We start from the raw sequence: 15,412 nt of genomic DNA, 5'->3' as shown, positions 1-15,412 counted from the left end.
GCCGCGAGTGCGAAGGAGCCCGCCCCGATGACCTGGTCGCCGCCGTCCCCCCTGCCGCTCTTCCCTTACCTCCACGATCCCGCCGCGGCGGACCGCCCGGCGCTGGCCTTCCCGGGCCGTTCCCTGACGTACGGGGAGCTCGCGGGCGAGGCCGGGGCGGTGGCGGCCCGCGTCGGGGGCAGGGCGCGGCATGCGAGCGGCCGGATCGCGGTGTGGGCGACGCCGGGGCCGGAGACCGCGGTGGCGGTGGCCGGCGTCCTGGCCGCCGGGCTGTGCGTGGTCCCGCTGAACCCGCGCTCGGGGGACAAGGAGCTGGCCCACGTCCTGGCCGACAGCGACCCGGACGCGCTGCTGGCCCCGCCCGGCGCCGGGCTGCCCGGAGCGCCGGACGGCGTGGAGCGCCTGGACGTCGTGCTCGGCGGCCCTCCCGCCGCCCTTCCCCCGGACGCCTCCGGCCCTCTCGACCCCGCGCTGGTCGTCTACACCTCCGGCACGACCGGTCCGCCCAAGGGCGCGGTGATCCCCCGCCGGGCGGTCGCGGTCACCCTGGACGCGCTGGCCGAGGTGTGGGCGTGGACCGCCGAGGACGTCCTGGTGCACGCGCTGCCGCTGTTCCACGTGCACGGTCTGGTGCTGGGGGTGCTCGGCCCGCTGCGGCTCGGCGGCGCGCTGCGTCACCTGGGCCGGTTCGACACCGCCTGCGTGGCGCGGGAGCTGAACGCGGGCGCGAGCGTGCTGTTCGGCGTGCCGACGATGTACCACCGGATCGCGGAGTCGCTCGCCGCGGAGCCGGAGCTGGCGAAGGGCCTGGCCTCCGCCCGGCTGCTGGTGTCCGGCTCGGCCGCGCTGCCGGTCCACGACCACGAGCGGATCCTCGCCGCCACGGGCCGCCGCGTCGTCGAGCGGTACGGGATGACCGAGACGCTGATGAACACCAGCGTCCGCCTCGACGCGGGGCCCGGCGCGGTGACCGCCGGGACGGTCGGCGTCCCGCTGCCGGGCGTGGAGCTGCGGCTGGTGAACGACGACGGCACCCCGCTGCCCGCGCGGCCCGGCGCGAACGACGCGGACGACGCGGACGACGCGGACGGCACACACGGCGCACACGGCACACACGGGACGCCGCGCACCGACCCCGCGGCCGACGGCGAGCGCATCGGGGAGATCCAGGTCCGCGGCCCCCACCTGTTCACCGAGTACCTGGGCCGCCCGGACGCCACCGCCGCCGCCTTCACCGCCGACGGCTGGTTCCGCACCGGGGACATGGCGGTCCTGGAACCCGGCGGCGCGGTGCGGATCGTGGGGCGGCGGGCCACCGACCTGATCAAGAGCGGCGGCTACAAGATCGGCGCGGGGGAGATCGAGAACGCCCTGCTGGAGCACCCCGCGGTGGCCGAGGCCGCGGTCACCGGCGCGCCCGACGCGGACCTGGGCGAGCGGATCGTCGCCTGGATCGTCCCCGCCGACCCGCGGACGCCGCCGGACGCGGACGAGCTGGCGGACCACGTGGTACGCCGGCTGGCGCCGCACAAGCGCCCCCGCGAGGTGCGCCTGCTCGACGCGCTGCCCCGCAACGACATGGGCAAGGTGATGAAGCGTGCATTGGACACCAGTTCCCCCGCTCCCTTGATCAGGTGAGCCGGACTCGGACGCCCGCACGGACACGCTCCGGCGCGACATAGTCACTGTGCGCCAACAACGGGCTGCAGACCGGCAGTTGGCGCATGTCCCAGTACGAACCCATGTCCCGAGGAGCAGTACCCCATGAACGTCATCACCGACGCGCTCGCCTGCATCGCCCACTTCCTGGGCTGGCTGGTCTGACCCTTCCTGGCGAGCCGCCGGAACGCGGACGCACAGCGGCGCCGTCTCCCCGTCCCAGGGAGGCGGCGCCGCCGCCGTTCCGCGGTGACCCGGCGTCAGTCCACGCCGGGCGTCCGGCGTGTCACTTCACGCCGATCGCACGGATGATCTCCTGACGGACCGAACCGTTCCGGTCGTCGTGCGCCTCGGCGCGCAGCGAGACGTGGTCCGCGCCGCTCGGCGCGGTGAGCGTGCCCTGCCAGGTGTCGCCCCGGCGGCGCAGGTCGGCCGTGCGCCAGGTGCGGCCGTCGTCGTAGGACACCTCCAGCCGGGCGGACACCAGCCGGCCGGTGCCGGTGGCCCCGCCGACGTACTCGGCGCCGAGGGTGATCGGCACCCGCTGCCGGGCCCGGACGTCGCCGGACAGGTCGGTGGTGACGCCGAAGCTGAGGTTGAGCAGCGGGAGCGTGACCTGCCCGTCGCTCGCCGCCGAGCTGAACGTCCACTCGCCGTGGCCGCGGCTGGACAGGTCCCACTGCCCGGGGTCCAGCGTGGTGTCGGTGACCACCTTGTACGTCTGCTTCCCGGCGGGGGCGTCCCAGACGTTGAGCCCGCTGCCCTGAGTGCGGCCCAGCAGCGTGCCGTCCTCGGCGTACAGCGCGGTCTCCTGCGTCATCCCGGAGGTCTCGCTCCACACGTCGCCGAAGCCGGTGTGGTCGGGGCCGGAGTCGCCCCAGCCGGGCACGTTGATCGCGATGGCGTCGCCCTCGCGGGTCTGGCCCCAGCCGAGGCCCTCGCCCATCCAGGGGTGCCAGACGGGGCGGAACCAGTTGAGCTCCTGCCGGTCCCCGGCCCGGTAGGCGACGAGTCCGGAGCGCTGTTCCATCGCCTCGTTGTTCGTCAGCGCCTGCTCGTGCCAGGTCAGGCCGTCGGCGACGGTGACGTGGTCGGTGCGGCGGTGCGGGTAGGCGACCCGCTCGCGGAAGCCGACGCCGACCGGGAAGGTGTCGGTGATCGAATAGCGGTACTCGCTGCCGGTGTCGGTGGGCCGGGTCGCGTGGAACGCCACGTCGACCTGGGCCAGGTCCCGGCGGCCGGGCGTGTACTCCAGGCCGCGTGCCGGGATGGCTCCGGGGTGGCCCTCGGTCAGGTCGTAGACGAACGGGGTGTTCGGGGTGCCGGTCGCGGTGACGGTCCCGGCCGTCCGCAGGCGCTTCGCGTCTGCGGCGTTCAGCGAGGCGACGGGCAGCGGGGCCTGGGCGCCGGTGTCCGGGTCGCCGGCCCAGACGCTGAGCCGGCCCGGCCGGTCGTCGGTGATCAGCAGGATCCGGGCGCCGGCCTCGTGCGCGGCGCGGGCCAGGGCGGGCACGTCGGTGTCGTCGCCGACCGTGGCCAGCACGGCCTTCCCCTTGACGGCTCCGGTGACGGAGCCGGAGCCCACGTCGGCCAGGCGCGCCGTCAGGTCGCCGTCGACGAGCGGGGCGCCCGCCTGCGGGACGCTCTCGCCGACGCCGCGGATCTTCAGCACGGGGTTGCCGAGCCGCCAGCGGGTCCGGTACTCGAAGCTGCCCTCGGTGACCTTCCGGGTCGGGGCGGCGTAGATGGTGTCGTAGGCCAGCGGCACCTGGTAGGCGGCGGACGTCGGGAGACCGCGTGCCTCACGGGCGAACTCCATGAGCAGCTGCCGGGTCTCGGTGCGGTCCTCGACCCTCGCCTCGATCTCACGCAGTGCGGCGCCGTCCAGGGTGATCTCGCGGTCCCGGTCGAGCAGGATCTCGGGCGCGGTGAGCAGACCGAGGCCCAGGGAGTCGGGGCCGTGCGCGCCGGTCACGTCGAGGAAGGTGTCGACGCCGTACAGGCCCGGCCGCAGGCGCAGTTCAAGGGTGCCGGAGTCGCCGACGTGTGCGGGCTCGGGCCAGGTGTCCTGGGCGAACCGCTGCACCGACAGGTCGGCCGCGGTGGGCCTGCCCTCGCGGTCCTTCACATGGACGGTGAGGGTGTACCGCTCCTCCTCCTTGACCATCCCGAAGAGGGTGTGCGCGACGGCCTCGCCGGCCGCCGAGGCCACGATCTGCCCCCCGGTGCTGCCGGCCGGCGCGCCGGTGCTGTCGCCGGTGACGGTGGTGGAGGCGGTGCCGTGCGCGGGAACGGTCAGGGTGCTGTCGGCGAGGGTCGCGACGCCGGAGCCGCCCTCCACCGACAGGTCCAGCACGACCTCGCGGTCGCCGCCGTTGGTGTAGGTGAGGGTCCGGGTGACCGGCTTGTCGTCCTCGTGCGGCCAGTCGTGGAAGCCGAGGTCCACGCTGCCGGTCGCGATGACCTGCGAGGCCACCGCCGAGGGGACGTCGACCCGGCCGGCGCCGAGCACGTAGGCGGAGTCGTCCAGCGGCTTCGAGGTGGACATCAGCGCGCTCTTCAGCTGCTCGCCGGTCCAGTCCGGGTGCTTCTGCGCGAGCAGCGCGGCCACTCCGGCGACGTGCGGGGTGGCCATCGAGGTGCCGCTCATGGCGACGTAGTCGCCGGAGCCCTCGGCCAGGGTGGAGCGGGCGGCGAGGACGTCGACGCCGGGGGCGGCCAGGTCGGGCTTGAGGGCCATGTCGCCGTGGCGGGGGCCGGCGCTGGTGAAGTAGGCGGGCACGTCCTGCCCGTCGACGGCGGAGACGGTGAGCGCCGCGTCGGCGGCTCCGGGCGAGCCGATGGAGGAGGGGGTGCCGGTGTTGCCGGCCGCGATCACGAAGAGCGCGCCGGTCTCCGCGGAGAGGGTGTTCACCGCCTGCGCCATCGGGTCGGTGCCGTCGCTGGGCTCGGGCGAGCCGAGGCTCATGGAGACGATCTTCGCGTCGGCGTCCCGGGCGGCCCACTCCATGCCGGCGATGATCTGGGACTCGGTGCCGGAGCCGGAGTCGTCGAGGACCTTGCCGACGGCCAGGGTGGCCTCCGGGGCGACGCCCTGCTCCTTGCCGCCGGAGGCGGCGCCGCTGCCGCCGACGGTCGACGTCACATGGGTGCCGTGGCCGTCGCGGTCGGCGACCTCCTCGCCCTCGATGAAGCTGCGGGACTGCGCGACGCGGCCCTTCAGGTCCGGGTGGGAGGCGTCGACGCCGGTGTCCAGCACGGCGACGGTCACGCCCTTGCCGGTCAGCCCGGCCTGCCAGGCGGCCTCGGTGCCGATCTGCGCGTTGCTCTCGGCCATCTCGGCCTCGACGCGGCCGTCCAGCCAGACGCCGCGGACGCCGGCCTGGCGGGTGACGGACGTCCAGAAGTCGCGGCCCTTGTCGGCGGACACGGCGGCGCCCCGGACACTGGGCAGCGAGCGTTCGCGGTCGGCGCCCTCGGGGGTGGTGGTCCGGGCGCCCTTGCCGTAGGTGAGGATCAGCGGCAGCTCGCCGGTGCGGGCGTCGGTCAGGCCCTGCTCGATCAGACCGGTCACGTCGAACAGCCGGGGGTCCAGCCGGCCGGCCCGCAGCAGCGACTCGGCCTCCTCGGGGACGACCCGGATGTCGCCGTCGACCACGTCGGTGCGCACGGCGCCCGGGGCGCCCTTCGGGGGCTGCACCTCGACGGTTCTTCGGTCGCCGCCGAGTTCGGTGACGGTGACCTGGTGGCCCGTCACCAGGGTGACGGTGTGGGCGGCGGTGGCCGCGGCGCGGGCCGCCGAGGCGGTGTCCCGCGGCGCGGGGGCGGCCGCGGAGGGCGCGGCCGGGGACAGCGACGCGCAGGCGAGACAGGCGGCGACCAGGGTCACGCCACGCCGGGCGGCACGGGGCCGCGCGGAACCGGGCGGTAGGGAACCGGGCTGCGCGGAACCGGGCTGCGCGGAACCAGGCTGCGCGGAACGGGGCGGTAGGGAACGGGGGCGTGCGAAACGGGGGCTCATCTACCCTCTCTTCGTCCAGCGTCCGCCGGGAGGTTGCGGGCGCTTGGCGACGATTCTTCGCAGGCGAATGTCACCGTCAGGTCAAGACCGGCGGGCGGGATTGCGCCGTGACGTGAACCCGCCTCAGGCGCCTGACCGCGGCGTGCGCGAGGACCGCGCGAGAGGGTCCGCCCGGCCGGGTGCGGACCACCCGTCCGGTCCGCACCCGGCCGGGCGGCTCCAGCGGGCGCCCGGTGGCGGAACCTCGCAGGATGCGGGAAGGGACGCCGGCCGGGCGTCTCCGACCGCACCCGGGAGGATCCACAAGTGACCGCCGACCTGGACCAGTTGCGCCGCTGCCACTTCGCCGTGGACCTCGGCGCCGCCCGTACCCGCGTCTACGTCAAGGGCGCGGGGCTGGTCGTCGACCAGCCCTCGGTCGCCGCCGTGAACACCCGCACGGGCGCGCTGATCGCGGTCGGCGAATTCGCCGAGAAGATGACCGGCCGCACCCCCGAGTACATCAAGACGGTCCGCCCCGTCTCCGGCGGCACGGTCGTCGACATCGAGATGGCGCAGCGGATGCTCCGTCACCTGCTCGGCGAGAAGACGCGGCGCCTCCTGCGCCGCAAGCCGCGGCTGCGGGCGGCCGCCTGCACCCCGCACGACGCGGACCCGCTGGCCCGTCGCGCGACCGTGGAGACGCTGGTGGGACTGGGCGCCCGCCGGGTCGAGCTGGTGGACACCCTGATCGCGGCCGCGGTGGGCTGCGGCCTGCCGGTGGAGCGCGCCGAGGCCACCATGATCATGGTGTGCGGGGCGGCCGCCACGCAGGTGGCGGTGCTCTCGCTCGGGTCGATCGTGACGGCGGAGCGCATCCCGGTCGGCGGCGAGGCGGTGGACAACGCGATCGTCCAGCACCTGCGGCACGAGCACGAGCTGATGCTGCCCAGCCAGTCGGTGCGCCCCCTCCAGCTCGCCCTGTCCGGCAACGGACTCACCCCGCACGGCCCGGCCACCACCGAGATCAACGGCCGTGACGTGGCCACCGGTCTGGCCCGCTCGGTGCAGGTGGACACCGCGGCGGTGCGCAACGCGATCCAGACGCCGCTGACGGCGGTGCTGGACGGCATCGGCAAGGTGCTGCGCGACTGCCCGCCCGACCTGGTCGCCGACCTCGCCGACCGCGGGATCATGATGGTCGGCGGCACGGCGCTGCTCCCGGGCTTCGACCAGATGCTCCGCCAGGCCACGGGCATGCCGGTGCACATCGCCGAGCGCCCCGACGTGTGCGCCGTGCAGGGCCTGGGCGCGATGCTGGACGGCAAGATCGAGCCGCTGGTCCTGAACCCGCTGGCCGGCTGAGCCGCCCGGGTCGGGGCGCCGGGTCAGCCGCCCCGCTCAGGACACCAGGTCAGCCGTCCCGCTCAGGGCGCCGGGTCAGGCGACCGGGAGCGCCAGGTAGACCCGGATCGTGGTCCCGTAGCTGCCGGTGTGCACGCGCACCAGGTCGGCCAGCAGGTTGACGGTGAGCAGCCCGCGCCCGCCGATCTGGTCGCGGCCCGCCGGGCGGCGCCCGGCCAGCGGGTCGGTCAGCAGGCCCGCGTCGCGGACCTCGCAGACCAGGCTGCCGTCCTCGGCCCACAGTCGCAGGGCGCCGCGGCCCCCGCCGTGGACCACGCTGTTGGTGGTGAGCTCGGCCACGATCAGGGCGAAGTCGTCCAGCCGCTCGCCCGCCAGGCCCATCTGGGCGGCCTCGGCGACGCTGCGGTGGCGGGCCGTCGGCAGCGAGTCGGCGGCGTACGCGTACGTCAGCCGGACCCCGCCCGCGGCCTCCGGAAGCGGAAGGTTGTAGCGGGCCACCAGCCCGTCCGGGTCGTAGGCGGGGCTGTCGCTCCGCCGTCCCTCGCCGTCGATGACCACGGGGTGCGTGACGTAGGCGTCCGAGAGGGAACGCTCGTCGAGCCGGGAGGTGTCGTAGGGGCACAGGATGCTGACCTCGCGCCCGGTGAAGGCGTGGTTGATCAGCGCCTCGTGCTGGGCGCAGGCCGGGTACTCCGTCTCGGAGCGTCCGGCCCAGATCGGCTCCCCGATCAGGCGGACCCGCGGGGCGTCCGGGTGCGCGTCGGCGAAGGCGCGCAGCACGCCCGGGATGATCCGGCCGGGGTTGCGGCCGGCCTGCTGCATGTCGAGGAAGCGCACCCGCCCGGCGTCCTCGCCCAGGGCGGCCTCGATCAGCTTCAGGTTGTACGAGGGCACGGCGACGGCCACCGGCTCGCCCCGCTCCAGTCCCTCGCGGACGAAGGCGAGGCAGCCGGCCAGGTACTCGTCGGTGTTCCCGTAGAACAGGGCAGGGTGCACGAACGGTTCGGTCACAGTACTCACGACGTCGGCACCTCGATCCCCGGCATGCCGGGCCAGTACATCTCCAGGACCCGGACGAGGGTCCCCGGCGGCTTGTGCAGGACGATTCGGCGGCCGGTCCCCAGCCGGTCCGCGGCGGCGGCGAGCGCCTCGGCTCCCGCCACGTCCACGAAGGCGACCTCCGCCAGGTCGAGCACGTAGGCGCACCGGCGGGCCCGCACGGCCCCTGCCAGCACGTCCGTCCAGGCGGGAAGGGTGACGAGTCCGACCTCCCCGCGGAGCCGCACGCCGTCCCCGTCGGGGAGCGGCTGGACCGTCAGGTGCGGGGCCGCGGTCGCGGCCGTGGGGCCCGCCGCCGCGGCGGTCCTTTCCTGGCTGTGCACACCGTCTCCTGTCCGGGTCGCTTCGGCGCCTCGTCCAGTATGCCTGGCGCGTCGGCGCTCCCCGGCTCCGAGCCCGGTCCGCGGGCGAGAGGTCCGCCACGCGTCAGGCGCTCGCCGCGCGGGTACCCGCCGCGCGGGGCCCCGAGGCGGTGGGCCGTGTCACCGCGTGCCCCCGCGCCGGCTCCAGACCCGCGACCAGACCCGCAGCCCCAAGGAGAACCCCATGAGCGACGAGCCGATCCCGATGTCCTCGCAGGCCGAGGGCGAGCGCGAACCGGAGCCCGGGGAGGCGGCGCCCGAGCAGCACACCAACCCGCCGCACATGACGCCCTCCCAGGCGGAGGGCGAGGCGGACGACGAGCCCGGCGACCGTTCCTGACCCGCCCGGTGCCGCCCCCGCCGGCCCGCACGAGACCCTGCCGGTACGACGAAGCGGCACGACGAAAGCCCCCGGACCTGTCCGGGGGCTTCGATGATCCGTGGTGGGGCGGGTGGGACTCGAACCCACGGCCGGCGGATTATGAGTCCGCTGCTCTAACCGGCTGAGCTACCGCCCCTTCACGGCGCGTCGCGCACATATGTGCGCGCCGTCTGCCGCAGCATAGCCGCTCATACGATCTCCTGCCTCAGGTAGGTCAACTGCATGGACATGACCGGCCAGGACGGGCGCCGCGGGGCGCGTCAGCAGGGGTGGAGCACGGCGGTGCGGGGTGCGGCGGGGCATGAAAAAGGACCCCGGCGGGGCCCTCGTTCAAGCGTGCTCCTCCAACTGGACTCGAACCAGTAACCTGCCGATTAACAGTCGGCTGCTCTGCCAATTGAGCTATGGAGGACCGAAGCTCCCCCGACTGGACTCGAACCAGTAACCTGCCGGTTAACAGCCGGCTGCTCTGCCAATTGAGCTACGGAGGATCGCCTCGCTGCATCGAACGCCTCCACCCGGGTATTCGCCAGGGGGCGCGCGCTCGCTGCGAGACATACATTAGCGCAAGCAGGGGGGTGCTCCGCCAATCGGTATCCCCTGCGACCTTGCCGAAGCCGAAGGAAGGGTGGCCGACCATGCGTAACCGGCTCACATTCATGTCCGGAATGGCCCTGGGCTACGTGCTCGGCGCGAAAGCCGGGCGGGAGCGGTACGAACAGATCGTCGCGAAGGCGCGACAGATCACGCAGAACCCCGCGGTGCGCAACACCGCCGAGACCGCGGCCCAGCAGGGCCGTCAGGTGGCGGGCAAGGCCTACCACACCGTGAGCGACAAGATGCCCGACTCGGTGTCCCAGCGGGTGAAGTCCGTCCGCGGGAGCCGGTCCGGCGCCAACGGCCAGAGCGGCACGGACGACTGGGGAACCGGCACCGTCTGAACCCACTCGACGACAGGACCGGACGACGGGGCCCAGGCCCCGGCCGCCCGGTCACGGGCCCGTGCCGCGTGCGGTGCGGGCCCGTGCCGTGTCCGGGCCCGATCCGTGCCGTGTCCGGGTCGGGTCCGTGTTCCACCGGCCTGCCGCATCCGGGTGTGAGATGACGTCCGTGGTGCACAATCACCCTCATGGGGATAGTCGCCGGCTTGGACAGTTCGTCCGATTCCACTCGCATCGTGGTCTGTGACGCGGAGACCGGTGCCGTGCTGCGGCAGGGCTACGCGCCGCATCCGATCGAGCCCGCCGAGGGCGGAGGGCGTCCGGCGGACGTCGATCCGCAGGCGTGGCTGCGGTCCCTGGGCGAGGCGGCGGGCGGCGGTCTGCTGGAGAACGTCCAGGCCATCGGCGTCTCCTCGCAGCGCAACGCCCTGGTCCCGCTGGACCGCAACGGCAGCCTGGTGCGGCCCGCGCTGACCGGCGCCGACCGGCGGGCGCAGACCTCCGCCGCCGACCTGATGGACGCGTTCGGCGGCCGTGAGGCGTGGGTGGGGGCCGTCGGCCTGGTGCCGCAGGCCGCGCAGCCCGTCACCAAGCTGCGCTGGCTGCGCCGCACCGAGCCGGAGAACGCCGACCGCACCGCCTTCCTCATGCAGGCGCACGACTGGCTGGTCTGGCAGCTGCTGGGCCGACCCGTCCGGCGCACCACGGACCGGGGAGGCGCCTCCGGCACCGGCTTCTGGTCCGCGGCGACCGGCTCCTGGCGCCCCGACCTGGTCGAGCTCGCGCTCGGGCACCGGACCGGGCTGCCGGAGGTGCTCGCCCCCTGGGAGGCGGCCGGCACCACCCCGGAGGGCCTGCTGATCTCGGCCGGCACCGGGGAGACGATGGCCGCGGCGTTCGGGCTGGGCGTCGGGGTGGGCGACGCGGTCGTCTCGCTGGGCGTCTCCGGCTCCGTGATGGCCGTGCACCCGGAGGCGGTGAGCGACGGCGGCGGCGCGGTGACCTCGCTGGCCGACGCCACGGGGATGCACCTGCCGGTGGTCTCCACCTCCAACGCGGTCCGGGCGCTGCGCGCCACCGCCGCGATGCTGGACCTGGAGGGGCCCGAGGCCCTGTCGGAGCTGGCGCTGAAGTCCACCCCGGGCGCGCACGGGCTGGTGCTGCTGCCGTACCTGGAGGGCGAGCGGACCCCGAACCTGCCGAACGCGGCGGGCACCCTGAGCGGGCTGCGCACCGAGTCGATGCGGCCCGAGCACCTGGCGCGGGCCGCCTTCGAGGGCATGCTGTGCTCCCTCGCGGACGCGCTGGACCTGCTGCGCGGCCGGGGCGTGGAGGTCCGGCGGGTCTTCCTGCTGGGGCAGGCCGCGGAGCTGCCGGCCGTGCGGGCGATCGCTCCGGCGCTGTTCGGGGCGCAGGTCGTGGTGCCGCAGCCGGCCGACTACGCGGCGCTGGGCGCGGCCCGGCAGGCCGCCTGGGCGCTGGGCGTCGCGCAGGGCTCGCCGGACCCGCACCGCCCGCCGGCCTGGCAGGGCGCGATGGGGCAGGTCCTGGAGCCGGGCGACGACCTGCCGGTCGGCCAGGCGGTCCGCCGCCAGTACGCCACGGTCCGCGAGCAGACCCACCCGGGCGCCTTCACCTCCTGAACGCGCGACGCGCACGCCCCCGCCGCCCCGTGTGGTGGGGGCGTGCCGCGTTCGCGGGCCGTCGCCTGCGGACGAAGAGGGCCCTCACCTGCGGACGAAGAGGTGCGCCGCCCCGGCCGCCGGGCCGGGACCGCGTCGCGTCCAATCCCTCCTGATACCCCCACGGCTGAACCATGACCGCGTTTTGGCCCGCGCTTGGCTCAATCGGCTTGAGGTAACACCACGGGAGTGTCCGACGATAGGGACGCGTGGGGGTCCTCTCCGCCCAGCGGCGGCGGACCCCGCCTCCTCCTCGTCGGCCTCTCGAAAGTATCGGCGTGCTCATACGACTCCTCAGGGCCCATCTGCGGCCCTACCGCAAACCCATCGCCGTCGTCGTGGTGCTGCAACTGCTGCAGACCTGCGCGACCCTCTACCTGCCCACGCTCAACGCCGACATCATCGACAACGGCGTGGTGGAGGGCGACACGGGCTACATCCTGGCCTTCGGCGCCCTGATGCTGGGGATCTCCCTGGTCCAGGTGGTCTGCAACATCGGCGCCGTCCGCTTCGGCGCCCGGACCGCCGCCGCGCTGGGCCGTGACGTGCGGGCCGCGGTCTTCGACCGGGTGCAGTCCTTCTCGGCGCGCGAGGTGGGCCGCTTCGGCGCGCCCTCGCTGATCACCCGCACCACCAACGACGTCCAGCAGATCCAGATGCTGGCGCTGATGACGTTCACGCTGATGGTGTCCGCCCCGATCATGGGCGTGGGCGGCGTGATCATGTCGCTGGGTCTGGACGTGCCGCTGTCCGGCGTCCTGCTGGCGGTGCTGCCGGTGATGGCGGTGGCGCTGACCTTCCTGATCCGGGCGCTGCGCCCGCTGTTCCGCACCATGCAGGAGCGGCTCGACCAGGTGAACCGGGTGCTGCGCGAGCAGATCACCGGCAACCGGGTCATCCGGGCCTTCGTGCGCGACGAGTACGAGCAGCGGCGCTTCCGCAAGGCCAACGAGGAGCTGACCCAGGTCGCGCTCGGCACCGGCAACCTGATGGCCCTGATGTTCCCGATCGTGATGACGGTGGTGAACCTGGCGTCCATCGCGGTGCTGTGGTTCGGCGCGCACCGCATCGACTCGGGCAGCATGGGGATCGGTGACCTGACGGCCTTCCTGGCCTACCTGATGCAGACCGTCATGTCGGTGATGATGGCCACCTTCATGTTCATGATGGTCCCGCGCGCCGAGGTCTGCGCCGAGCGGATCCAGGAGGTGCTCGGGACGGAGTCCAGCGTGGTGCCGCCGGTGGCGGGCGTGACCGAGCTGCGGACCAGCGGGACGCTGGAGCTGCGCGGGGCCGGCTTCCGGTACCCGGGCGCCGAGGAGCCGGTGCTCAAGGGCGTCGACGTGACGGCGCGGCCGGGTGAGATCACGGCGGTGATCGGCTCGACCGGTTCCGGCAAGTCGACCCTGCTGGGGCTGGTGCCGCGGCTGTTCGACGCCACCGAGGGCGAGGTCCTGGTGGACGGCGTGGACGTGCGGGAGATCGACCCGCGGGTGCTCGCGAAGACCGTGTCCCTGGTCCCGCAGAAGCCGTACCTGTTCGCCGGGACGGTGGCCACCAACCTGCGCTACGGCAACCCGGACGCCACGGACGAGGAGCTGTGGCACGCGCTCGAGGTGGCGCAGGCCAAGGAGTTCGTCTCCGCGCTCGAGGGCGGCCTGGACGCCCCGGTCGCGCAGGGCGGCTCCAACGTCTCGGGCGGCCAGCGGCAGCGTCTGGCGATCGCCCGGACCCTGGTGCAGCGGCCGGAGATCTACCTGTTCGACGACTCCTTCTCGGCGCTCGACTACGCCACGGACGCGGCGCTGCGCGCGGCGCTGACCCGGGAGACGGCGGACGCGACGGTGGTGATCGTGGCGCAGCGCGTCTCGACGATCCGGGACGCGGACCGGATCGTGGTCCTGGACGAAGGCCGGGTGGTCGGCACGGGCCGGCACGCGGAGCTGATGGACGGCAACGAGACCTACCGGGAGATCGTGCTCTCCCAGCTGACGGAAGCGGAGGCAGCCTGATGGCCGGGCCTGCGGGGCGGATGATGGCCGGGACGGGCCCGGAGAACCGGTCGATGGACTTCAAGGGGTCGACCAAGCGGCTGCTGGGGCAGTTCAAGCCGGAGCGGGTGTCACTGTGGGTGATGCTCGTCTCGGTGGTGGCGAGCGTGAGCCTGACGGTGGCCGGGCCGAAGATCCTGGGCCGGGCCACCGACCTGGTCTTTGCGGGCATCGTCGGCCGGCAGATGCCGGCCGGGGCCTCCAAGGAGCAGGTGCTGGAGACGATGCGGGCCCGCGGCGAGGACGGCGTCGCGGACATGCTGGGCGGGGTGGACTTCACCCCGGGGCAGGGCATCGACTTCTCGGCGGTGGGCGGCGTGCTGCTGCTGGCGCTGGGCATGTTCCTGGCCGCCGGCGCGCTGATGGCGGTGGCCACCCGGATGGTGAACCGGGCCGTCAACCGGACGATGCTGCGGATGCGCGAGGACGTGCAGACGAAGCTGTCGCGGCTGCCGCTGTCGTACTTCGACAAGCGGCAGCGCGGCGAGGTGCTGAGCCGGGTCACCAACGACATCGACAACCTGGGTCAGACGCTCCAGCAGTCGATGGGCCAGCTGGTGAACGCGGTGCTGTCCGTCGTCGGCGTGCTGGTGATGATGTTCTGGGTGTCCTGGCTGCTGGCGCTGGTGGCGCTGGTGACGGTGCCGCTGTCGTTCGTGGTGGCGACCCGGGTCGGCAAGCGGTCCCAGCCGCACTTCGTGGCACAGTGGCGCACGACCGGGCAGCTGAACGCGCACATCGAGGAGATGTACACGGGCCACTCGCTGGTCAAGGTGTTCGGCCGGCAGGACGAGTCGGCGGAGAAGTTCGCCGAGCACAACGACGAGCTGTACGAGGCCGCGTTCAAGGCGCAGTTCATGAGCGGCGTCATGCAGCCGCTGATGATGTTCGTCTCCAACCTGAACTACGTCCTGGTGGCGGTCGTCGGCGGTCTGCGGGTGGCCTCGGGCTCGCTGTCGATCGGTGACGTCCAGGCGTTCATCCAGTACTCGCGCCAGTTCTCCATGCCGCTGACGCAACTGGCCTCGATGGCGAACCTGGTGCAGTCCGGCGTCGCCTCGGCCGAGCGGGTCTTCGAGGTGCTGGACGCCGAGGAGCAGGACGCGGACCCGATCCCGGGCGTGCGGCCCGAGGAGCTGCGCGGCCGAGTGGGCTTCGAGCACGTGTCGTTCCGCTACGACCCGGACAAGCCGCTGATCGAGGACCTGTCGCTGGCCGTGGAGCCGGGGCACACGGTGGCCATCGTCGGCCCGACCGGCGCGGGCAAGACCACGCTGGTCAACCTGCTGATGCGGTTCTACGAGGTCACCGGCGGGCGGATCACGCTGGACGGCGTGGACGTGGCGACCATGTCGCGCGACGAGCTGCGCTCGGCGATCGGCATGGTGCTGCAGGACACCTGGCTGTTCGGCGGGACCATCGCGGAGAACATCGCCTACGGCGCGCCCGGCGAGGTGACCCGCGGCGACGTCGAGGAGGCGGCGCGGGCCGCGCACGCCGACCGGTTCGTGCGGACCCTGCCGGACGGCTACGACACCGTGATCGACGGCGAGGGCTCGGGGGTGAGCGCGGGCGAGAAGCAGCTGATCACCATCGCCCGGGCGTTCCTGTCCGACCCGACGATCCTGGTGCTGGACGAGGCCACCAGCTCGGTCGACACCCGCACCGAGGTGCTGATCCAGAAGGCGATGGCCAAGCTGGCGCACGGCCGGACCTCGTTCGTGATCGCGCACCGGCTCTCCACCATCCGCGACGCGGACACCATCCTGGTGATGGAGGACGGCGCGATCGTCGAGCAGGGCCGCCACGCGGAGCTGCTGGCGGCCGACGGGGCCTACGCCCGCCTGTACCAGGCGCAGTTCGCCCAGGCGGTCGCCGAGGTGGAGTGACCCGGCCCGCCCGACGGGATCA

Annotated in this window: 10 protein-coding genes and 3 tRNA genes; 7 read left to right on the top strand and 6 right to left on the bottom strand. The window is 73.8% G+C overall.

Annotated elements, in window-relative coordinates; genetic code table 11:
* The first annotated feature begins 27 nt into the window (after positions 1-27).
* A complete protein-coding gene (locus tag ACFRAV_RS21510) occupies positions 28-1,638 on the top strand; it encodes an AMP-binding protein (protein WP_382557880.1) in 1,611 nt (536 codons plus the stop codon).
* 307 nt (positions 1,639-1,945) lie between these two features.
* Here ACFRAV_RS21510 and ACFRAV_RS21505 read toward each other — a convergent pair whose 3' ends face one another.
* Positions 1,946-5,548: a S8 family serine peptidase gene (locus ACFRAV_RS21505; RefSeq protein WP_382557879.1), complete on the bottom strand. Its 3,603-nt coding sequence runs from the start codon at positions 5,546-5,548 to the stop codon at positions 1,946-1,948.
* A 438-nt stretch (positions 5,549-5,986) separates the two neighbouring features.
* Between ACFRAV_RS21505 and ACFRAV_RS21500 the strand changes: the two genes are divergently transcribed.
* The gene (locus ACFRAV_RS21500; protein WP_351115765.1) at positions 5,987-7,024 is read left to right on the top strand and encodes a rod shape-determining protein; all 1,038 of its coding nucleotides are present in this window, start codon (positions 5,987-5,989) and stop codon (positions 7,022-7,024) included.
* Positions 7,025-7,099: 75 nt separating this feature from the next.
* Here ACFRAV_RS21500 and ACFRAV_RS21495 read toward each other — a convergent pair whose 3' ends face one another.
* Positions 7,100-8,044, bottom strand: coding sequence for an anti-sigma factor RsbA family regulatory protein (locus tag ACFRAV_RS21495; RefSeq protein WP_382557878.1), 945 nt, complete (start codon positions 8,042-8,044; stop codon positions 7,100-7,102).
* Positions 8,041-8,406, bottom strand: coding sequence for an STAS domain-containing protein (locus tag ACFRAV_RS21490; protein WP_382557877.1), 366 nt, complete (start codon positions 8,404-8,406; stop codon positions 8,041-8,043). The genes ACFRAV_RS21495 and ACFRAV_RS21490 overlap by 4 nt, the downstream gene beginning before the upstream one ends.
* Before the next feature lie 223 nt (positions 8,407-8,629).
* Between ACFRAV_RS21490 and ACFRAV_RS21485 the strand changes: the two genes are divergently transcribed.
* Positions 8,630-8,785: a hypothetical protein gene (locus ACFRAV_RS21485; protein WP_351115760.1), complete on the top strand. Its 156-nt coding sequence runs from the start codon at positions 8,630-8,632 to the stop codon at positions 8,783-8,785.
* A 101-nt stretch (positions 8,786-8,886) separates the two neighbouring features.
* Here the strand turns inward: ACFRAV_RS21485 and ACFRAV_RS21480 are convergent.
* The 3 genes from ACFRAV_RS21480 to ACFRAV_RS21470 all read right to left on the bottom strand — a co-directional run bounded on the left by ACFRAV_RS21480 (position 8,887) and on the right by ACFRAV_RS21470 (position 9,318).
* A tRNA-Ile gene (locus ACFRAV_RS21480) sits at positions 8,887-8,963 on the bottom strand.
* Positions 8,964-9,166: 203 nt separating this feature from the next.
* Positions 9,167-9,239, bottom strand: a tRNA-Asn gene (locus tag ACFRAV_RS21475).
* Between the two features lie 6 nt (positions 9,240-9,245).
* Positions 9,246-9,318, bottom strand: a tRNA-Asn gene (locus tag ACFRAV_RS21470).
* 168 nt (positions 9,319-9,486) lie between these two features.
* On the opposite strand from ACFRAV_RS21470, the gene ACFRAV_RS21465 reads away from it, so the two are divergent.
* From ACFRAV_RS21465 to ACFRAV_RS21450, 4 genes are all read left to right on the top strand, one after another.
* Positions 9,487-9,768, top strand: coding sequence for a YtxH domain-containing protein (locus ACFRAV_RS21465; protein ID WP_351115751.1), 282 nt, complete (start codon positions 9,487-9,489; stop codon positions 9,766-9,768).
* Between the two features lie 188 nt (positions 9,769-9,956).
* Complete coding sequence (locus ACFRAV_RS21460) at positions 9,957-11,411, top strand: FGGY-family carbohydrate kinase (RefSeq protein WP_382557876.1); 1,455 nt, start codon at positions 9,957-9,959, stop codon at positions 11,409-11,411.
* Between the two features lie 317 nt (positions 11,412-11,728).
* Positions 11,729-13,462 (top strand): ABC transporter ATP-binding protein, encoded by a 1,734-nt coding sequence (locus tag ACFRAV_RS21455; RefSeq protein ID WP_382557875.1) that lies wholly within the window; start codon positions 11,729-11,731, stop codon positions 13,460-13,462.
* A complete protein-coding gene (locus ACFRAV_RS21450; RefSeq protein WP_382557874.1) occupies positions 13,462-15,390 on the top strand; it encodes an ABC transporter ATP-binding protein in 1,929 nt (642 codons plus the stop codon). Before ACFRAV_RS21455 ends, ACFRAV_RS21450 begins: the two co-directional genes overlap by 1 nt.
* The last annotated feature ends 22 nt before the right edge of the window (positions 15,391-15,412 follow it).

Origin of the sequence: Streptomyces sp. NPDC056600 (genome assembly GCF_042792855.1) — a bacterium.
Lineage (GTDB): Bacteria > Actinomycetota > Actinomycetes > Streptomycetales > Streptomycetaceae > Streptomyces.
This window is presented reverse-complemented; position numbering and strand designations above follow the sequence as displayed.